Origin of the sequence: Salmonella sp. NW177 (assembly GCF_051811585.1) — a bacterium.
In the GTDB taxonomy this organism is placed as follows: domain Bacteria; phylum Pseudomonadota; class Gammaproteobacteria; order Enterobacterales; family Enterobacteriaceae; genus Salmonella; species Salmonella enterica.
This window is the reverse complement of the sequence record NZ_JAMMZV010000006.1, coordinates 297,271-317,104: the sequence shown is the minus strand read 5'-3', so window position 1 is coordinate 317,104 and position 19,834 is coordinate 297,271. Positions and strand designations below refer to the sequence as shown.

Here is a 19,834-nt window from a genome sequence, read left to right as displayed (position 1 = left end):
TTTCACTTAAAAGGTTTCTGTAATGGAATGGAAGGTCGTTGATACAGTTATAAGTCCCTCTACCGGAGTGTCGTTCTCATGCATACATAGCCTAAAAAATCTTAGATTGACCTTATGGTATCAGGCAGATGTTTACATGCCTCCAGGTAGCATTATCATCCCCTTTAATAAGGGGGTCTTAATAAACGATAAACTTTATCCCGTTACTGTTTACAACGTTACCAGGTTTAATCCTGTTCTATGGAAATCGCTTAAAGAAAATAGCCACTGTCCTGGTAACTGCAATCCTAAACCAGAAGCCTGCAGTTATCCTTTCGAGTGTCTGGTATCCGTTTGTCCATTTGGTTTAACCAGAAATATTCAAATAGATAATAAGAAAGTTTAGGAAATAAAGTATGCATTAGCCATACTACTGATTAAGTGTATTCGCGCACGTTTGCAGTATTTTGCAGTTAAATATGTTTGATATAAAAATTGTACAGTTCGGATATTTTTTGATTCGTTTAATCTAACCTTCACTTTGGCAATGAGGAGCCGGTACAGAGGATATTACTGATGGCCGGCAGACAAAGAAACGCATTGCTTTTAACACTGTATAAATTCCATCCGTGACATTCTTATTTAGTGATATTTCACCAGAGCAATCATCTTACCTTTATTGTGCATAAAAATCAGCAAGTAGTGTTTAGAAAAAATAATGTTTTAGACAAAAGCTCTGCGCGTCATGCTGATCGCCAAAAGCATAACAGGCTGACATCATGTCAGCCCGTGGGTTTACCCCAGCCCTGATACTTACGGTACGCTTATCGTCATATTGTCATGACCGACAATGACAGGGCCCGGGTAATTTTTCATGGCTTCCTGTTGCCAGACGTCATCCGCAACCGTCGCAGGCACCAGATGACTTAACACCAGTTTTTTCACGTGGGCCTCGCGAGCAATCTTACCGACATCTTCAATCGTGGTGTGATGCGACGCAATCGCTTCAGCCAGCGTTTTTCCGTTGCCAATACTATTAGCCAGTTTTGCTACCGAAGGGACATGTACCGCCTCATGTACCAGGATATCCGCCCCCTGGGCAAACGTTGCAAGCGGCGGAAACCAGGACGTATCGCCAGAGAAGACGATTCGCTTACCCTGGGTATCAAAACGGTAAGCAAACGCTTCACCGTCCGGGAAAGGGGAATGAGGCACTTTCAGCGCGCTTATTGTGACCAGTTCATCTTTATAGATGACGCCCTGGCCAATATCGGTCGCCTTAACCAGGTTGCGCGGATCGGGTTTCCCCTCTTCTTCCATGCGTAACGTGATATCCCTGTCAAAGACCTTCCAGCTAGCCTTCGTCATCGCCTGGGTTCCCGGCGGGCCATACACCTGTATGGTATGGTCTTTCAGACCACTTGCCCAGGCATTCATCAGCAAGGAAGGATAATCCAGTATGTGGTCGCTGTGCAGATGGGTGAGCAAAATAGTATTGATGTTGCGCAGTGGAATGCCGTTTTTCACCAGTTGCAGACTGGCGCCGTAGCCGGCATCTATCAGCCATATTTTATCGCCGATAGTGAGCGCCGTCGCTTGCGGTAGTCTGGCTGTATTGAGCAAAGAAGGCCCGCCTTTGGTGCCCAGTAAAACAATGTTGATCTCTTGAGGCGCAGGAGTACCGGCAGCAATGGCAAGGTGGCTTTGCGCCAGCATACAAACCGCCAGCATAGCGACGCTTTTTTTCATCATGTTTTTACTCTTCTTAGTTGAGAAAAGAGGGAACTTCACGTTGGCGAAACTGCGAAGGAGAACAGCCAGCAAGGCGATTAAAGAAACGGGCGAAATAAGCCGGATCTTTAAAACCTAATTGCCAGGCGATCTCGTTGACAGCATTGTCGGAAAAAAGCAGCAGTCGTTTCGCCTCGCGTAATTGCCGATCAAAAATCAGGCGTTTAGGCGGGCGATTAGCAAAACGTCGGCAAATATCGGTCAAACGAGATTCGGTAATATGCAGCTCGCAGGCATAATCGGGCACCGTCCAGTGCTGATGGAAGTGGTTGTCAATTAACAGGGTAAAGCGCTGAAAAAGTTTCAGTTCACCGCGCATCCCGGTTGCGGCGTGATCGTCCAGCTTCGCATTACGCAACAGCAAGGTAAATACCGCCTGCGCCAGTAGCACCAGGGTATGTTCGCAGCCAGCCAGTTGTTCCGTGGACTCCCGCTCAATTAGCTGCCAGTAATGTTTGAGCGCCGCCAGCTCGTTGGGTTTATCCGCCAGCGACAGACAGATTCCCGGCAGGCCGAAGGCCTCTCTGGTGCCGGGATAAAGCACTTCCAGCAGCGGCCAAACCAGCTCTTCGCGTACCGTCAGAACATGACCATCGCTATCCGATTCGGTAATAAAAGCATGCGGCACCGAGGGCGGCGTAAGCACAAATAGCGGCGCCTGCACCGAATAGCGATGATCGTCGAGCTGTAGCTCAATCTGCCCGGTATCAAGAAAGTGCATTTGAAAAAACTGGTCGTGGCGATGCGCCTGCATATCACGACCAAAGAAATCCGCCATACGAGCAAACGACTGATAATGCACATCGTTACTGCCCATGCTTTCGTCATACTCTTTGCTGATATCAATATTGGCGATCGCACGTTGGCACATAGTTTCTCCTCAAGGGGTGGCGCGCGGACGCGATGCTTTCATGGGAATGAGCCAGATAATGGCGGCGCCGACGACTAACAGAGAAGCGACAAACCAGAGTCCGCTATTGAAGCTACCGGTGATATCTTTTAGCCAGCCAATCATAAACGGGCTAAGTGCGGAGCCAATATTGCCGGTGGCATTGATGACCGCAATGCCTATCGCCCTGGCGCGTAAACTGATCGACTGATCCGGCGTGGTCCAGAAGATCGCCATCGCGCTAAAGGAACCCGTGGATGCCATCACGATCCCCAGGAGCTGGATCAGGTTATGGTCGGTCGCCGACGCCAGCAGCCAGCCCGCGGCGGCAAACAGGAACGGCAACGCCGTGTGATGTTTACGCTCCTGATGCTTGTCCGAATGGCGGCTCCAGTAAATCATGCCCAGAATAGTACAAATCTGCGGGATCGCCGCCAGCAGGCCGATGGTGATATTGCTGCTGCCTTCATTAAAACTTTTCAGGATTTGCGGCGTCCAGATACTAATGGCGCTAAGCGTATTGGTAAGGCAAAAATAGGCCAGCGTATACATCAGTACAATTGGCGTGAATACTTCGCGCCACAGACTACGCTGCTGCATGGCGTTATGGCTGATGGCCCCCTCCGGCTGAACCAGCGTCAGGCGGTCATTATCCATCATCTCCTGCAAACATTTTTTATCCTCTGCCGTCAGCCATTTGGCTTTTGCCGGGGTATCATCCAGGTAAAACCAGACCATAATGCCTAACAAAACTGACGGAAATCCCTCCAGCAGGAATAACCACTGCCATCCATGCAGATTAAATATGCCGTCCAGCGATAAAATATAGCCGGAGACAATCGACCCCAACGCGGTAGTGGCCGGCATGGCAATCATAAATAATGCGTTGGCGCGGGCGCGGAAAAATGCCGGGAACCAGTAGGTTAAATAGAGCAATATTCCTGGCAAAAAGCCCGCTTCGGTAATGCCCACCAGCATTCGCAGCACATACAGGCTTTTCGGTCCCACCGCGAACATCGTGGCGGTAGATGCAATGCCCCATAGCACCATAATGGTCGCAATCCAGCGGCGGGCACCGACGATGCTCAACATCACGTTGCTGGGAATGCCGAAAATGACGTAGGTGGCGTAAAACAGCGTCGTGGCAAGGCCAAACATGGTGGCGCTTAACCCCAGATCCTGCCCCATCGTCAACCCGGCAAAACCGATGTTGATACGGTCTAAAAACGAGAAGATAAACAACACGAATAAAAATACGATCAGTCGGCGGAACAGTTTATTTATGACGGTTTGTTGACCCGTGCTGAGCGCGTTGCGCGAACTGACAGACTCGGGGCTTTCCGGAAGTGCAGATGATGTGTCGCTCATTTTTTTTCCTCTGATGGGAATTTTGTAGGGTACTACGGTTGCCCGGTAGCGCTACGCTTACCGGGCCAGGCTTAATAGACGCCGGACGCACCGGACAGTTTTTTTTCTGCGCCAAAGCGCGCCGCCAGCGCCTCCGCGCCGCGCGCCAGCAGCGTGGTGTCAACGCCGACGGCGACAAATAGCGCCCCCAGTTCCAGATAACGTTTCGCCAGTGCTTCATTGGCCATCAGAATCCCCGGCGCTTTCCCCGCCGCGCGTATCTGCACGATGGCGTTCTCAATCGCCGCCTGCACTTCCGGGTGCTGCGGATTGCCGGCAAAGCCCATATCGGCGCTGAGGTCCGCCGGACCAATAAACACGCCGTCAATGCCATCCACGTCGAGAATTGACGCCAGATTGCTCATCGCCTCACGCGTTTCAATCTGCACCAGTACGCACATGGCGTCGTTGGCCAGGTGGAGATACTCCGGAATGCGGTTCCAGCGCGATGCCCGCGCCAGCGCGCTGCCCACGCCGCGAATACCGGCAGGCGGATAACGCGTAGCCGCCACGGCGTTTCGCGCTTCATCGGCATTCTGCACCATCGGTATCAGCAGCGTTTGCGCGCCGACGTCGAGCAGTTGCTTAATCTGTACCGGATCGTTCCATGACGGACGCACCACCGGCTGGCTGGGATAAGGCGCAATCGCCTGCAACTGGGTCAACACCGTCTGCACGTTGTTTGGCGCGTGTTCACCGTCAATCAGTAGCCAGTCGAAGCCGGCGCCCGCTAACAGTTCAGCGCTGTAACTGTTGGCAAGCCCCAGCCACAAACCGATTTGCGGACGCCCCGCTTTTAACGCGTCTTTGAAAGCATTTTTCATCGTTTTTTCCTTACACAAACCGGCAACTGATCGCGCCCATGTTGCCGTAGTCGACATGGAAAGTGTCGCCCTTGCGCGCCGGCACCGGGCGGGTGAACGAGCCGCCGAGGATGATCTGCCCGGCTTCAAGCTGGACATCGTAGGGGGCAAGCTTGTTCGCCAGCCACGCCACGCCGTTGGCCGGATGATTCAGCACGCCTGCGGCGACGCCGGTTTCTTCGATCACGCCGTTGCGATAGAGCAGCGCGGAGATCCAGCGCAGATCCAGCTCGTCTGGTTTGATGGGACGACCACCGAGGATCACCCCGGCGTTGGCGGCGTTGTCGGAAATGGTGTCGAACACTTTGCGCGGGCGCTGGGTTTCCGGGTCGATGTTGTGGCTGCGGGCGTCAATCAGTTCCAGCGCCGGAATCACATAATCCGTGGCGTTGTAGACGTCGAACAGCGTGCAGTGAGGGCCGCGCAGCGGTTTCGCCAGCACGAACGCCAGCTCCACTTCAATACGCGGGACGATAAAACGGTCGGTGGGGATATCGCCGCCGTCATGGAAGAACATATCGTCAAGCAGCGCGCCGTAATCCGGTTCGCTGATTTGCGAACTGGCCTGCATCGCTTTTGAGGTCAGGCCGATTTTGTGGCCTTTGAGCGTGCGCCCTTCGGCAATTTTGATATTGACCCATTCGCGCTGTACGGCATAGGCATCTTCAATAGTGATGTTGGGATAATCCAGCGACACTGCGCGAATCTGTTCACGCTGTTTTTCAGCCTGATTAAGTCGCTGGGCGATCAGGGTATGGGTCTGTTTATCGAGCATAGTTGCTTCCTGTTACGTCATTCGGTGCTGCTGCGCCGGGTAGCGACGCGGGTGCGTCTTACCCGGCCTACGGTTCGGTATTGCTTCGTGCATCGTTTTTTTGTAGACCCGGTCAGCGCAGCGCCACCGGGCGAAAGAGTGTGCTATTTAAATAACGCGTGTACGTTGTTTTGTTTGTAATTGAGCGTCGGATGTAGCTCGGCAATCTCAAACGACAGCGCCAGATAGCGGTTCTCCATCAGGTCGGCGAAGTGGGCTTTAATCAGCCCAAACAGCATTTCGCCGACTTCCTGACGGCTCTCCAGGCTGCGCCCGGCGCCGATTTTCAGCGTCATATGCACAAACGCGTAATCATGCTTACCGTCAGCCATCTGCCAGGTATCCAGCCAGTGGGCGCGACTGCGGATACCGCCGATGGGGAAAATTCCGGTGGCGGCCAGCGCCTCGTTTACCTTGCTGAACAGGCCGGGTAAATCAGCCTGCTCGCGAATATTTTCAGTACATTCAGCAATAAAGTGCGGCATAACCCCCCTTACGCAGGCAGCGGGAAAACAGCGTTCACCTGGCCGGTACCGGAGCTGGCGAACAGATCGGTGATGAACTCCACCTTGCCGTCGTATTTGTCCCAACCCAGCATTCCCAGCAGCATGACCGTGTCGTGCATGTTGCCTTCGCCGTAGCAGTAGTCGGCGTACTCCGGCAACATGGTGCAAAACTCCTTGAATTTGCCTTCGCGCCACAGCTTGACCACGCGCTCGTCCATTTGATGATCGAACTCGCGGGTGTAGCTGTTCATCCCCTCTTCCGCCCGTTGGTCGTCAATAAAACGGTGCGACAGAGAACCACTGGCGAATACCGCTACGGTACCGTCATATTTCTCAATCGCCTTGAGAATGGCTTCGCCCAGTCTGCGGCTGTCGGCAAAATCATGCACAGTGCAGAACGCCGAGATGGAGACCACTTTGAAGTGCTTGTCGCTGTTCATGTAGCGCATCGGCACCAGCGTGCCATACTCCAGCTTCAGGCTCGGGATGTTATGCGCTTTAGCGCGCACGCCCAGTTTGACCGCCTCGTCGGCGATCAGGTGACCGAGCTCCGGATTACCGTCATAGTCATAGGTCATGTCGCGAATAAAGTGCGGCAATTCGTTGCTGGTATAGACGCCCTGGAAATGGTCGGCACAATTAATGTGGTAAGCGCTATTCACCAGCCAGTGGGTGTCGAATACGATAATGGTGTCAACGCCCATTTCGCGGCAACGCTTGCCAATTTCAATATGCCCATCAATGGCTGCCTGACGACAACCGTGATTTTTTCCCGGCAGTTCAGAAAGATACATCGACGGCACGTGGGTAATTTTTGCTGCTAACGCTAACTTGCCCATATCAAACTCCCCATTTTGGGATAGGATGGTCGCCCATTGAGATGCAGACGTTTTTCATTTCCGCAAACACTTCGAAGCTATATTCGCCGCCTTCGCGCCCGGTACCGGAGGCTTTCACGCCGCCGAACGGCTGGCGCAGGTCGCGGACGTTCTGGGTGTTGACGAAGACCATGCCGGCTTCAATCCCACGCGCCAGGCGCAACACTTTGCTCACGTCCTGGGTCCAGATATAAGAGGCCAGACCGTATTCCACGTCGTTCGCCAAACGTAACCCTTCCGCTTCGTCTTTGAATGGCAGCAGACAGGCGACTGGCCCAAAGATCTCTTCCTGCGCGACGCGCATACGGTTGTCGACATCGGCCAGCACGGTTGGGCGCAGGAAGTTACCGCCTTTCAGATGCGCAGGCAGGTCAGTGGGTTTTTCCGCACCGCCCGCCAGCAGCGTTGCGCCCTCTTCAATGCCGAGGCGGATATAACCGGAGACTTTTTCCCAGTGCTGTTGGCTAATCAGCGCGCCGACCTGGGTGTTCGGGTCGGTCGGATCGCCGACACGCAGGCGATTCGCGCGTTCGGCAAAGCGCTTCACGAACTCAGGGTAAATGCTCTGCTGGATAAAGATGCGCGACCCGGCGGTGCAGCGTTCGCCGTTGATCGAGAAGATGGTGAACAGCGCGGCGTCCAGCGCGCGCTCAATGTCGGCATCTTCAAAAATCAGCACCGGCGATTTACCGCCCAGCTCCATCGAGTATTTTTTCAGGCCGGCATTTTTCATGATATTGCGACCGGTGGCAGTACCGCCGGTAAACGACACCGCACGCACGTCATGGTGGCGTACCAGCGCATCGCCCGCCGTCGCGCCATAGCCCTGCACCACGTTCAGCACCCCTGCCGGAATTCCTGCCTCCAGCGCCAGCTCGCCCAGCCTGTCAGCAGTCAGCGGCGACAGCTCGGACATTTTGAGCACCGCGGTGTTACCCAGCGCCAGGCACGGCGCAACTTTCCAGGTCGCGGTCATAAACGGCACGTTCCACGGCGACACCAGCGCGCAGACGCCGACGGGCTGCACCAGCGTATAATTGAGCATTTTATCGTCAACCGGGTAGGTCTTGCCGTTCATCTGCTGGCACACTTCGGCGAAGAATTCGAAGTTATGCGAGGCGCGCGGGATCAGCACGTTTTTAGTCTGGTGAATAGGCAGGCCGGTGTCGGCGGTTTCCATCGCCGCGATTTCCGGCACATGCTGGTCAATCAGGTCCCCAAGGCGGCGCATCAGGCGCGCGCGCTCTTTCATCGGCAGGTTGGCCCATTTCGGGAACGCCTCTTTTGCCGCCGCGACAGCCTGGTTCACTTCTGCTTCACCGCCGGAGGCTACTTCCGCCAGCACATCACCGGTCGCCGGGTTAGTGGTCTGGAAGTAGTCGTTACCTGCAACGTTTTTGCCGTTAATCCAATGATTTATTTTCTTCATTTTGCGCTCTCCTCACTGACGATTCGGTTAACCAGGCGACCCACGCCTTCTACTTCAACGATAACTTCATCCCCCGGCACCACATCGGACAGCCCTTTCGGCGTACCGGTGGCAATCATGTCGCCCGGTTGCAACGTCATAAATTCGCTCAGATAAGAAATCAGGAACGGGATGCTGAAGATCAGATCGGCGGTCGTCCCTTCCTGCCGCAGCTCACCGTTGACAAAGGTGCGTAACGTCAGGTTGTGCGGATCAGAAACCGCCTCTTTATCCACAATCCACGGGCCTATCGGCGTCAGGCCGTCGCGGCTTTTTACCCGCAGATTCGGACGGTAGTAGTTTTCCAGATAGTCGCGGATCGCGTAGTCGTTACAGACGGTGTAACCGGCCACATACTCCATGGCTTCGGCTTCGCTCACCTTACGCGCCGTTTTGCCAATCACCACGACCAGTTCGGCTTCGTAGTGCATATATTCGACGTTGTTCGGGCGCACCGACGTTTGGTGATGTTCGGTAAAGGTGTTTGGCGCTTTGATAAATACCAGCGGCTCTTTCGGCGGCGTAAATGCCAGCTCGCTGGCGTGATCGGCGTAGTTCAACCCCAACGCAAATAACGTACCCGTCGCTGACAGCGGCCACGTAAAAGTCTGGTGGCGGGCGAATTCATCTTCTGCGACAACCGGATTTTCCAGAGCGGGTAAACCTTTCGCCAGAATACGCACCCGATCGCCGGGACGCAGCGCAACGCGATTCTGCGGCGTACCGAGTAAGATCGCATCGCCAGGGTTAAGCGTAGCGAACTCACTTAACGCGCTAAGCAGTTGTGCGGCGCTACGCTGTAAATCAGCAGTATTCCAGTGGTCCGCTTCTCGTCCGTTGATTTCCGTGATAATGGTGAGGTTATCCACATCACTCAGCGGCGCCATTTCACCCAGCGGGCAAAAGCCATCACGACATTTCGCTTTAATCGCCGGGCGATAAAAGCTCTCTTCCGGCAGGCTGACCTCGTTAGCCAGCGCATACCCGGCGATATAGTCCGCCGCCGCTTCAGGGCGTATCCGGCTGGCGGTTTTCCCCACAATGAGCGCCACTGTCGCGCCGCTCAGTACCTTTTCTCCCTGCGGATAAGGAATGGGGGCGCCGTGACGAATCACCGTATTACGCGGCTTGATGAACCACACTGCGGTTTTAGGCGGCGCATTATAGGGAGGCTGAGAGAAAGCCTCTTGCCAGGCATCAAGCTGGCTGCGATGGTTTAACGCAACGGCGAAAACAGTACCCTTCATACATAAACTCCTCAGGCCGATTTAACGGGCTGTGATTTCATTAATATATTAATGATTAGATTTATGCTTTCGCTGTACATTTAGCAAGCTGAAGTAAAGTATTTGTGATGTGATTAACAATATTTTCACAAAATTATTATTAAATACATACATATCAAATAGTTAAATAAAACCCCTTGTTTCTGTTAAACTTTGGACATAAAACAGATGTCATAGCTCACATCGGTAAACACGATTATTCAGGTATTAATAATTCTGCAAAAGAGAAACGCTTATGCATGATTCATTAACCATCGCCCTGCTTCAGGCGCGCGAAGCGGCAATGACCTATTTCCGCCCCATCGTTAAAAGCCACAATCTGACCGACCAGCAATGGCGCATTGTGCGAATCCTGGCCGATAGCCCCTCTATGGATTTTCACGAGCTGGCCTTTCGTACCTGTATTTTGCGTCCAAGTCTGACCGGAATATTGACGCGCATGGAGCGAGACGGACTGGTGTTGCGACTCAAGCCGGTTAACGATCAGCGTAAGTTATATGTCATGTTGACGGAGCAGGGACAAACGTTGTACGCCCGTGCCCGGAGCGAGGTAGAAGAGGCTTATCGAAAAATTGAGGCCGATTTCACGCCCGAAAAAACACAGCAATTGATGCTGCTGCTGGATGATCTTATTGCCCTGGGGCGCCAGCATCCTGATAGCGAAGCGGAAGCATAGTATTCTTTCCTTCCCACGCCGCCGACACGGGAATCCCCTCCCGCTTACAACGTTGACGGCGATCGCATTTTACTCTTCTTCTTCGACGTTCATCTGAAAAGTACCCGCCGTTGTCCTGAAAGTCTCTTCACAGTTTACGCTTCTGCCTATTCAATTAAACAACAAATAAGAAACATATTATTAACAAAACATTCCGATTAACGAGGAAGAGGCCGCAATGAAACCTGAAGATTTTCGTACTGATAACAAGCGTCCGTTAACGGGCGAAGAGTATTTAAAAAGCCTGCAGGACGGGCGGGAAATTTATATTTACGGCGAACGCGTTAAAGATGTTACGACACATCCGGCATTCCGCAATGCCGCAGCCTCTGTCGCACAACTGTATGACGCATTACATAAACCGTCGATGCAAGATACCCTGTGCTGGAATACCGATACCGGCAGCGGCGGTTATACGCATAAATTTTTCCGCGTGGCGAAAAGCGCAGACGATCTGCGCCAACAGCGTGATGCTATCGCCGAGTGGTCACGCCTGAGTTACGGCTGGATGGGACGCACACCGGATTACAAAGCCGCCTTTGGTTGCGCTCTGGGCGCTAACCCAGCCTTCTACGGCCAGTTTGAGCAGAACGCCCGCAACTGGTACACCCGTATTCAGGAGACCGGCCTGTACTTTAACCATGCAATCGTCAACCCGCCCATTGACCGCCACAAACCTGCCGACGAAGTGAAAGACGTCTATATCAAGCTGGAGAAAGAGACGGACGCCGGGATTATTGTCAGCGGGGCGAAAGTCGTCGCCACTAACTCCGCCCTGACTCACTACAACATGATTGGTTTCGGCTCAGCCCAGGTGATGGGCGAAAACCCGGATTTTGCTCTGATGTTTGTCGCGCCAATGGATGCCGAAGGCGTAAAACTTATTTCACGCGCCTCGTATGAAATGGTCGCGGGCGCGACGGGCTCGCCGTTTGATTATCCACTCTCCAGCCGCTTTGATGAAAACGATGCCATTCTGGTGATGGACAAGGTGTTGATCCCGTGGGAAAACGTGTTGATTTACCGTGATTTCGATCGTTGCCGTCGCTGGACGATGGAAGGCGGCTTTGCCCGTATGTATCCACTGCAAGCCTGTGTTCGTCTGGCGGTTAAACTTGATTTCATTACCGCGCTGCTGAAAAAATCGCTCGAATGTACGGGTACCGTAGAGTTCCGGGGCGTGCAGGCCGATCTCGGCGAAGTCGTGGCCTGGCGCAATATGTTCTGGGCATTGAGCGATTCTATGTGTTCTGAAGCAACCCCGTGGGTAAACGGCGCCTGGCTACCGGACCACGCCGCGCTGCAAACCTATCGTGTCATGGCCCCAATGGCCTACGCGAAAATTAAAAATATTATTGAACGTAACGTTACCAGCGGCCTGATTTACCTGCCTTCCAGCGCCCGCGATCTGAATAATCCGCAAATCGACCAGTACCTGGCGAAATACGTACGCGGCTCTAACGGAATGGACCATGTTGAACGTATCAAAATTCTTAAATTGATGTGGGATGCCATCGGCAGCGAGTTTGGCGGTCGCCATGAGCTGTACGAGATTAACTACTCGGGCAGCCAGGATGAAATTCGTCTGCAGTGCCTGCGTCAGGCCCAGAGCTCCGGCAATATGGATAAGATGATGGCAATGGTCGATCGCTGCCTCTCCGAATACGATCAGAATGGCTGGACGGTTTCGCATTTGCACAATAACGACGACATCAATCAACTGGATAAGCTGCTGAAATAACGCGGCAGGAGGTTCTCATGCAAGTAGATGAACAACGTCTGCGTTTTCGCGATGCGATGGCAAGTCTGGCGGCAGCGGTCAACATCGTAACCACGGCGGGTCACGCCGGACGCTGCGGTATCACCGCAACAGCGGTCTGCTCCGTCACCGATACGCCGCCCTCCGTGATGGTATGTATTAATGCCAATAGCGCCATGAACCCCGTTTTTCAGGGCAACGGCAGGCTGTGCATTAATGTACTTAACCATGAGCAGGAGCTGATGGCGCGCCACTTTGCCGGTATGACGGGGATGGCGATGGAGGAGCGTTTTCACCAGCCATGTTGGCAAAACGGGCCGCTGGGCCAGCCGGTACTTAACGGCGCGCTGGCCGGTCTCGAAGGCGAGATCAGCGAGGTACAAACCATTGGCACGCATCTGGTGTATCTGGTGGCGATCAAAAATATTATTCTTAGCCAGGATGGGCATGGCCTGATTTATTTCAAACGCCGTTTTCATCCGGTCAGACTTGAGATGGAAGCGCCTGTTTAACCGTCACTCATGCCCACAAGCGGGATAACCACCGCTTGTGGGAGAAGAGTCGATACGCTGAAGATTTTTATTCCCGCCGCGATGTTTGCTCGCCATAAATCGCGGCGATTAATACAATCTAAGAGCCTGTCCCACCAGGCGTTATTGGCGCAGCCAGTTTGGACACGGACAGCGCGCAAAAACCGGAGCGTACACGTAGTACGTGAGGTTTGACTCGCTACGCTCGCCCTTCGGGCCGCCGCTAGCGGCGTTCAAAACGCTAACGCGTTTTGGCGAGCACTGCCCAGGACCAAAATGGCAAGTAAAATAACCCTAATGGGATAGGCTCTAAATTAGCTCCCGCGATAGGTTGAATAACCATACTGACTTAATAACAGCGGCACATGATAGTGCTCATTCGTTTTGCTGATATGAAACTCGACGGGAATCTCCGGGAAAAACGTATCCAGTTTTTTACTTTCAAAATACTGGCCGGTTTTAAAAATAACGCGATAATCCCCCGGCGCGGCAGCTTTTTCGGGCCACAGTGCTTTAATACGTCCATCCTGGTCGGTATGCCCGGTGTTTAATTGCGTCCATCCGTTATCCTTTTTCTGCTCCAGTACCACCTCCACGCCGGGCGCCGGTTTGCCTGTTTGCTGATCAAGAATATGTACGCTGAGAATATTGTTGCCAGCGGCCAGCGCCATTGCCGGGGCTGCAACAAGAGATGCTATCGCGGTAGCCAGTATATATCGTTTCATGCTTCACTCCTTTACGGTATTGATGCAGGAAAATATATCTGGCGCGTCCAGGATTAACCTTACACGGACATGACAATTATGTCATCTTGTTGGAGATTTACGGATTCGCTACCAAGCCTATGGCATACTGCGTTGATGAAGATTTTATTGATTGAAGATAACCAGAAAACCATTGAGTGGGTACGTCAGGGACTCACGGAAGCAGGCTATGTGGTTGATTATGCCTGTGATGGACGAGACGGATTACACCTGGCCCTTCAGGAACATTATTCATTGATTATTCTTGATATTATGCTGCCGGGGCTTGATGGATGGCAGGTTTTACGCGCGTTACGCACTGCGCATCAGTCCCCTGTTATTTGCCTGACGGCGCGCGACTCGGTTGAGGATCGCGTCAAAGGTCTTGAGGCGGGCGCTAATGATTACCTTGTTAAGCCTTTTTCCTTCGCCGAACTGCTGGCCCGGGTGAGAGCTCAACTCAGACAGCACGTCCCGGTCTTTACCCGACTGACGATCAATGGTCTGGACATGGATGCCACAAAGCAATCGGTGTCACGAAATGGCAAACCGATTTCCCTGACCCGCAAAGAATTCCTGCTCCTCTGGTTACTGGCGTCCCGGGCAGGAGAAATCGTGCCCCGAACCGCGATCGCCAGCGAAGTTTGGGGAATTAACTTTGATAGTGAAACCAACACCGTTGATGTCGCGATTCGTCGGCTGCGCGCCAAAGTAGACGATCCATTTGAAAAGAAGCTCATTATGACCGTCCGGGGGATGGGTTATCGATTACAGGCGGAAACGTCGCAGAATGGTTAAGTTATCAATGACGCTGCGCCTGACAATTTCTTTTATCGCCATCCTTATCCTCGCCTGTACCGGCATTAGCTGGACGCTCTATAACGCGCTGAGCAAAGAATTAACGTATCGGGATGATATGACGCTAATAAATCGGGCGGCGCAAATGCAGCAACTGTTACTGGATGGCGCCAGGCCGGAAAATCTGCCGCTCTATTTCAATCGGATGGTGGATACGAAGCAGGACATCTTATTGATCCATTCAGCAACAGGCCACAATGTTGCGATTAATCATAGCGGCATCCCCGACCAACGCTTTAACGAGATTCCGCTGGCTAAAAACATCACCCGCGAAACCTTATTTCGCCAGGCGGTACAAGGCACGGAACTGACCGCGGTACGAGTAAACGCCAGAAGCGGCGATGACCCGCTGACCCTTACTATTGCCAGGCTGGCGACGGAAAGGCGGCAAATGCTGGCGCAATATCGCCGCAACAGTTTGCTGATGAGCCTTATCGCGATCCTCGTCTGTTCGGCGCTCAGTCCATTAGTCATCAGAAACGGGCTGCGGGCCATTACGTCGCTCAGCCGACTCACCGCGGCGACAGATAGCGGCACACTTCGCCAGCCGTTGGCGGAACAGGCGTTACCCGTCGAGCTCAGGCCGCTTGGACAAGCGCTAAATACTATGCGCCAGAAGCTTTCCGACGATTTTGAACGCCTGAACCAATTTGCCGACGATCTGGCGCATGAGCTGCGCACGCCGGTTAATATTTTACTGGGGAAGAATCAGGTGATGCTGAGTCAGGAACGCAGCGCCGAAGAGTATCAACAAGCCCTTGTCGATAATATTGAAGAGCTGGAGGGACTGTCGCGACTGACAGAAAATATTCTCTTTCTGGCACGCGCGGAGCACCAGAATATAGCGGTAAAAAAACAGCCTGTTTCGCTCAATGCGCTGGTCGAAAATATGCTGGATTATCTTAGCCCCCTTGCCGAGGAGAAGCGCATCTGTTTTATAAATCAATGTCAGGGAACGGTATGGGCTGACGAAATATTATTACAAAGAGTGCTCTCAAACCTGCTGACGAATGCCATCCGTTATTCTGATGAAAACGCCGTGATACGTATTGAAAGCGCTTATGATGATAACGTTGCAGAAATTCGGGTCGCTAATCCGGGCAGCCACCCCGCCGATGCGGATAAGCTTTTCCGGCGTTTTTGGCGAGGAGATAATGCCCGCCACACTGCCGGTTTCGGCCTGGGGCTATCGTTGGTTAACGCGATTGCTCTATTACACGGTGGCTCGGCATCTTACCGCTATGCCGATGAACATAATATCTTTTCGGTTCGTCTGCCTGATAGCGGTGATAGCTAAGGTCAGGACAGGTTCTGTTTCCCTTCCCTGCCACAGGTCTGTGGTTATCAATACAACCTCAATAAAAAGAAAATAAAGGATGCCGGCAAAGAATATTGCTGGCTCGATCACTTTCTCGGTTTCCAATCCAGGGTCAATTCATCCCATAACGCGTTATTCAGTGGGAACCTTTATGAAAAAGTATCTTGCATTCGCCGTTACGCTGCTGGGTATGGGTAAAGTCATCGCCTGTACTACCCTTTTGGTAGGCAATCAGGCTTCGGCTGACGGCTCCTTCATTATCGCGCGCAACGAAGATGGCTCGGCAAATAACGCCAAGCATAAGGTTATTCATCCCGTCGCGTTTCATCAACAAGGCGAGTATAAAGCACATCGGAACAATTTTAGCTGGCCGCTTCCGGAGACAGCGATGCGCTATACGGCAATTCATGACTTTGATACTAACGATAACGCCATGGGTGAAGCCGGTTTCAATTCGGCGGGCGTCGGAATGAGCGCAACGGAAACCATTTATAACGGCAGAGCGGCGCTGGCTGCCGATCCTTACGTGACAAAAACGGGAATCACGGAAGACGCCATTGAGTCCGTGATCCTGCCAGTGGCGCAATCGGCGCGTCAGGGCGCCAAATTACTGGGAGACATTATTGAACAAAAAGGCGCGGGCGAAGGTTTCGGCGTCGCGTTTATTGATAGCAAAGAGATATGGTATCTGGAGACGGGAAGCGGTCATCAATGGCTGGCAGTACGACTTCCGGCAGATAGCTATTTCGTTTCCGCCAATCAGGGACGTTTACGCCATTACGATCCGAATGATAACGCGAATTATATGGCGTCACCAACGTTAGTAAGCTTTGCGAAAAAGCAGGGATTATATGATCCGGCCCGCGGCGAATTCGACTTTCATCAAGCCTATTCGCAGGATAACAAAAACGATACCACCTATAATTATCCGCGCGTCTGGACGCTACAACATCAGTTTAATCCGCATCTGGATACGGTCGTTAGCGAAGGGGAAACATTTCCTGTTTTTTTAACGCCAATAACGAAAATTAGCGTAGCGGCAGTAAAAAACGCGTTACGCAATCACTATCAGGGAACGTCGCACGACCCTTATGCCAGTCATAACCCACAAGAACCATGGCGACCCATATCCGTTTTTCGTACCCAGGAGTCACATATTTTACAGGTCAGACCGAAATTACCGCAGGCTATCGGTAACGTAGAATACATCGCCTATGGAATGCCATCTCTTAGCGTCTATCTCCCCTATTATCAGGGAATGCGTCATTATCAACCCGGAGATGATAAAGGAACCGATCGGGCGAGCAACGACTCTACCTACTGGACATTCCGCACGCTGCAAACGCTGGTTATGCAGGACTACAATGCGTTTGCGCCAGATGTGCAACACGCCTGGAAAACATTTGAACAGCAAACAGCTAAGCAGCAGTATAAGATGGAGCAGAGCTATCTGAGATTATATGCGTCGCATCCGAAAGAAGCGCAACGCTTACTGCAAAATTTTGAAGATAAAACGATGCAAAATGCGCAAACGCTCGCCCGTCGCCTGACCAATAATATTATTACGACAATGACTTACCGCACAGATATGAAATATCACTTTTCAAGTACGCAACCATAAATTCAATGACAATCTATTAGCCACTCATACACAATAAGATAAAGCGGCACCAAAATTAGCCAGATATAAAAGACAATAATTATTATGGATTCATAGAGAGGATAGTTTATGACACTCCAGGCAAATATCAGCAGAGAGACAAAAGCGGCAAAAACCCAGGAGGTATATAAGCACGTTGTTCTTTTCAAAATGGCCGCCTCCTCTCACATAAAACGACAACTACAGCTTATGTCCCGTGTTACATAACTTTTCCCGACAGGCCTCTTTTACCCATGCTGAAAAATTCCGCGTCTTTTCAGATTTCAACGCGAATTCTATCTGTTCAAGCATGGAATAGGAAAAACGAATATTCTTCGTCACGGTCTTACTTGTCCGGGGCTTTGCTGGCATACACACACCTGTATAACATTTGATGTAACGCCGTTACTTTACGCAGGAGTAAATCGGTGAATTTGATCTGAGTCAAGAAGGTGGGTTTTCAATAAAAGTTGTGCCATAAATTGTGAGGTTTGTAGATTTTATGAACATTTGATGTACCGATCTCCCCCCATGATCGCCACTACGTATGGACGTCAGGATGCCTCCCCGCCTGATCAGAAGCGTTTCCTCATTAAAAAGGACATTTTTTTAAAGTTCCTGGTGCATAAAAGTCACATCCTTTTAAAGGGTTGTTAACCCTGTTGAATGTTCCCACTCCCCTATTCAGGAATATTAAAAACGCTATGCAAATACAGAGCTTCTATCACTCAGCTTCACTAAAAACCCAGGAGGCTTTTAAAAGCCTACAAAAAACCTTATACAACGGAATGCAGATTCTCTCAGGCCAGGGCAAAGCGCCGGCTAAAGCGCCCGACGTTCGCCCGGAAATTATTGTCCTGCGAGAACCCGGCGCGACATGGGGGAATTATCTACAGCATCAGAAGACGTCTAACCACTCGCTGCATAACCTCTATAACTTACAGCGCGATCTTCTTACCGTCGCGGCAACCGTTCTGGGTAAACAAGACCCGGTTCTAACGTCAATGGCAAACCAAATGGAGTTAGCCAAAGTTAAAGCGGACCGGCCAGCAACAAAACAAGAAGAAGCCGCGGCAAAAGCATTGAAGAAAAATCTTATCGAACTTATTGCAGCACGCACTCAGCAGCAAAATGGCTTACCTGCAAAAGAAGCTCATCGCTTTGCGGCAGTAGCGTTTAGAGATGCTCAGGTCAAGCAGCTTAATAACCAGCCCTGGCAAACCATAAAACATACACTCACGCATAACGGGCATCACTATACCAACACGCAGCTCCCTGCCGCAGAGATGAAAATCGGCGCAAAAGATATCTTTCCCAGTGCTTATCAGGGAAAGGGCGTATGCAGTTGGGATACCAAAAATATTCATCACGCCAATAATTTGTGGATGTCCACGGTGAGTGTGCATGAGGACGGTAAAGATAAAACGCTTTTTTGCGGGATACGTCATGGCGTGCTTTCCCCCTATCATGAAAAAGATCCGCTTCTGCGTCAGGTCGGCGCTGAAAACAAAGCCAAAGAAGTATTAACTGCGGCACTTTTTAGTAAACCTGAGTTGCTTAACAGAGCCTTAGCGGGCGAAGCGGTAAGCCTGAAACTGGTATCCGTCGGGTTACTCACCGCGTCGAATATTTTCGGCAAAGAGGGAACGATGGTCGAGGATCAAATGCGCGCATGGCAATCGTTGACCCAGCCGGGAAAAATGATTCATTTAAAAATCCGCAATAAAGATGGCGATCTACAGACGGTAAAAATAAAACCGGACGTCGCCGCATTTAATATGGGTGTTAATGAGCTGACGCTCAAGCTCGGCTTTGGCCTTAAGGCATCTGATAGATATAATGCCGAAGCGCTACATCAGTTATTAGGCAATGATTTACGCCCTGAAGCCAGACCAGGTGGCTGGGTTGGCGAATGGCTGGCGCAATACCCGGATAATTATGAGGTCGTCAATACATTAGCACGCCAGATTAAGGATATCTGGAAAAATAACCAACATCATAAAGATGGCGGCGAACCCTATAAACTCGCACAACGCCTTGCCATGTTAGCCCATGAAATTGACGCGGTGCCCGCCTGGAATTGTAAAAGCGGCAAAGATCGTACAGGGATGATGGATTCAGAAATCAAGCGAGAGATCATTTCCTTACATCAGACCCATATGTTAAATGCGCCTGGCAGTCTTCCGGATAGCGGTGGACAGAAAATTTTCCAAAAAGTATTACTGAATAGTGGCAACCTGGAGATTCAGAAACAAAATACGGGCGGGGCGGGAAACAAAGTACTGAAAAATTTATCGCCAGAGGTGCTCAATCTTTCCTATCAAAAACGAATTGGGGATGAAAATATTTGGCAGTCAGTAAAAGGCATTTCTTCATTAATCACATCTTGAG

Annotated in this window: 20 protein-coding genes; 9 read left to right on the top strand and 11 right to left on the bottom strand. The window is 51.7% G+C overall.

The window, feature by feature from the left end; genetic code table 11:
- Positions 1-22 precede the first annotated feature (22 nt).
- Positions 23-385 (top strand): anti-adapter protein IraM, encoded by a 363-nt coding sequence (locus NA986_RS18210; RefSeq protein ID WP_001537781.1) that lies wholly within the window; start codon positions 23-25, stop codon positions 383-385.
- A gap of 407 nt (positions 386-792) precedes the next feature.
- Here NA986_RS18210 and NA986_RS18205 read toward each other — a convergent pair whose 3' ends face one another.
- The 9 genes from NA986_RS18205 to hpaG all read right to left on the bottom strand — a co-directional run bounded on the left by NA986_RS18205 (position 793) and on the right by hpaG (position 9,842).
- Entirely contained in the window at positions 793-1,731 is a 939-nt protein-coding gene (locus tag NA986_RS18205) for an MBL fold metallo-hydrolase (RefSeq protein ID WP_000976561.1), read from the bottom strand.
- 13 nt (positions 1,732-1,744) lie between these two features.
- Positions 1,745-2,641: a 4-hydroxyphenylacetate catabolism regulatory protein HpaA gene (gene hpaA, locus NA986_RS18200; protein ID WP_000336602.1), complete on the bottom strand. Its 897-nt coding sequence runs from the start codon at positions 2,639-2,641 to the stop codon at positions 1,745-1,747.
- 9 nt (positions 2,642-2,650) lie between these two features.
- The gene (hpaX, locus tag NA986_RS18195; RefSeq protein WP_001285806.1) at positions 2,651-4,027 is read right to left on the bottom strand and encodes a 4-hydroxyphenylacetate permease; all 1,377 of its coding nucleotides are present in this window, start codon (positions 4,025-4,027) and stop codon (positions 2,651-2,653) included.
- A gap of 71 nt (positions 4,028-4,098) precedes the next feature.
- Positions 4,099-4,890, bottom strand: coding sequence for a 4-hydroxy-2-oxoheptanedioate aldolase (hpaI, locus tag NA986_RS18190; RefSeq protein WP_023216405.1), 792 nt, complete (start codon positions 4,888-4,890; stop codon positions 4,099-4,101).
- 10 nt (positions 4,891-4,900) lie between these two features.
- A complete protein-coding gene (hpaH, locus tag NA986_RS18185; RefSeq protein WP_000884795.1) occupies positions 4,901-5,704 on the bottom strand; it encodes a 2-oxo-hept-4-ene-1,7-dioate hydratase in 804 nt (267 codons plus the stop codon).
- Positions 5,705-5,847: 143 nt separating this feature from the next.
- Entirely contained in the window at positions 5,848-6,228 is a 381-nt protein-coding gene (locus tag NA986_RS18180) for a 5-carboxymethyl-2-hydroxymuconate Delta-isomerase (RefSeq protein ID WP_001119852.1), read from the bottom strand.
- Positions 6,229-6,236: 8 nt separating this feature from the next.
- Complete coding sequence (gene hpaD, locus NA986_RS18175) at positions 6,237-7,088, bottom strand: 3,4-dihydroxyphenylacetate 2,3-dioxygenase (RefSeq protein ID WP_000516978.1); 852 nt, start codon at positions 7,086-7,088, stop codon at positions 6,237-6,239.
- Position 7,089: 1 nt separating this feature from the next.
- On the bottom strand, positions 7,090-8,556 hold the full coding sequence (gene hpaE / locus NA986_RS18170; RefSeq protein ID WP_000723524.1) for a 5-carboxymethyl-2-hydroxymuconate semialdehyde dehydrogenase: 1,467 nt from the start codon (positions 8,554-8,556) through the stop codon (positions 7,090-7,092).
- The gene (gene hpaG / locus NA986_RS18165; RefSeq protein ID WP_023216404.1) at positions 8,553-9,842 is read right to left on the bottom strand and encodes a 4-hydroxyphenylacetate degradation bifunctional isomerase/decarboxylase; all 1,290 of its coding nucleotides are present in this window, start codon (positions 9,840-9,842) and stop codon (positions 8,553-8,555) included. The genes hpaE and hpaG overlap by 4 nt, the downstream gene beginning before the upstream one ends.
- Before the next feature lie 274 nt (positions 9,843-10,116).
- On the opposite strand from hpaG, the gene hpaR reads away from it, so the two are divergent.
- The 3 genes from hpaR to NA986_RS18150 all read left to right on the top strand — a co-directional run bounded on the left by hpaR (position 10,117) and on the right by NA986_RS18150 (position 12,867).
- Positions 10,117-10,557 carry a homoprotocatechuate degradation operon regulator HpaR gene (gene hpaR, locus NA986_RS18160; RefSeq protein WP_000543921.1) on the top strand — a complete coding sequence of 147 codons (441 nt, stop codon included), beginning with the start codon at positions 10,117-10,119 and terminating at the stop codon, positions 10,555-10,557.
- A gap of 217 nt (positions 10,558-10,774) precedes the next feature.
- The gene (gene hpaB, locus NA986_RS18155) at positions 10,775-12,337 is read left to right on the top strand and encodes a 4-hydroxyphenylacetate 3-monooxygenase, oxygenase component (protein WP_000801496.1); all 1,563 of its coding nucleotides are present in this window, start codon (positions 10,775-10,777) and stop codon (positions 12,335-12,337) included.
- A gap of 17 nt (positions 12,338-12,354) precedes the next feature.
- A complete protein-coding gene (locus NA986_RS18150; protein WP_001195556.1) occupies positions 12,355-12,867 on the top strand; it encodes a 4-hydroxyphenylacetate 3-monooxygenase reductase subunit in 513 nt (170 codons plus the stop codon).
- Positions 12,868-13,199: 332 nt separating this feature from the next.
- Here NA986_RS18150 and hiuH read toward each other — a convergent pair whose 3' ends face one another.
- Positions 13,200-13,610: a hydroxyisourate hydrolase gene (hiuH, locus tag NA986_RS18145; protein ID WP_000833182.1), complete on the bottom strand. Its 411-nt coding sequence runs from the start codon at positions 13,608-13,610 to the stop codon at positions 13,200-13,202.
- A gap of 135 nt (positions 13,611-13,745) precedes the next feature.
- Between hiuH and hprR the strand changes: the two genes are divergently transcribed.
- From hprR to NA986_RS18125, 4 genes are all read left to right on the top strand, one after another.
- The gene (gene hprR / locus NA986_RS18140) at positions 13,746-14,426 is read left to right on the top strand and encodes a response regulator transcription factor HprR (RefSeq protein WP_000698207.1); all 681 of its coding nucleotides are present in this window, start codon (positions 13,746-13,748) and stop codon (positions 14,424-14,426) included.
- Positions 14,419-15,783 carry a heavy metal sensor histidine kinase gene (locus NA986_RS18135; protein ID WP_023216403.1) on the top strand — a complete coding sequence of 455 codons (1,365 nt, stop codon included), beginning with the start codon at positions 14,419-14,421 and terminating at the stop codon, positions 15,781-15,783. The genes hprR and NA986_RS18135 overlap by 8 nt, the downstream gene beginning before the upstream one ends.
- Before the next feature lie 172 nt (positions 15,784-15,955).
- Positions 15,956-17,425 carry a C69 family dipeptidase gene (locus tag NA986_RS18130; protein ID WP_000760235.1) on the top strand — a complete coding sequence of 490 codons (1,470 nt, stop codon included), beginning with the start codon at positions 15,956-15,958 and terminating at the stop codon, positions 17,423-17,425.
- A gap of 108 nt (positions 17,426-17,533) precedes the next feature.
- Positions 17,534-17,671 (top strand): hypothetical protein, encoded by a 138-nt coding sequence (locus NA986_RS18125; protein WP_023181920.1) that lies wholly within the window; start codon positions 17,534-17,536, stop codon positions 17,669-17,671.
- Here the strand turns inward: NA986_RS18125 and NA986_RS18120 are convergent.
- Positions 17,645-17,815, bottom strand: a complete 171-nt coding sequence (locus NA986_RS18120; RefSeq protein WP_001111006.1) for a YlcI/YnfO family protein — start codon at positions 17,813-17,815, stop codon at positions 17,645-17,647. The genes NA986_RS18125 and NA986_RS18120 overlap by 27 nt on opposite strands.
- A 332-nt stretch (positions 17,816-18,147) precedes the next feature.
- Here NA986_RS18120 and sopB point away from each other — a divergent pair, with 332 nt between their 5' ends.
- Positions 18,148-19,833 carry an SPI-1 type III secretion system effector inositol phosphate phosphatase SopB gene (sopB, locus tag NA986_RS18115; RefSeq protein ID WP_023216402.1) on the top strand — a complete coding sequence of 562 codons (1,686 nt, stop codon included), beginning with the start codon at positions 18,148-18,150 and terminating at the stop codon, positions 19,831-19,833.
- The last annotated feature ends 1 nt before the right edge of the window (position 19,834 follow it).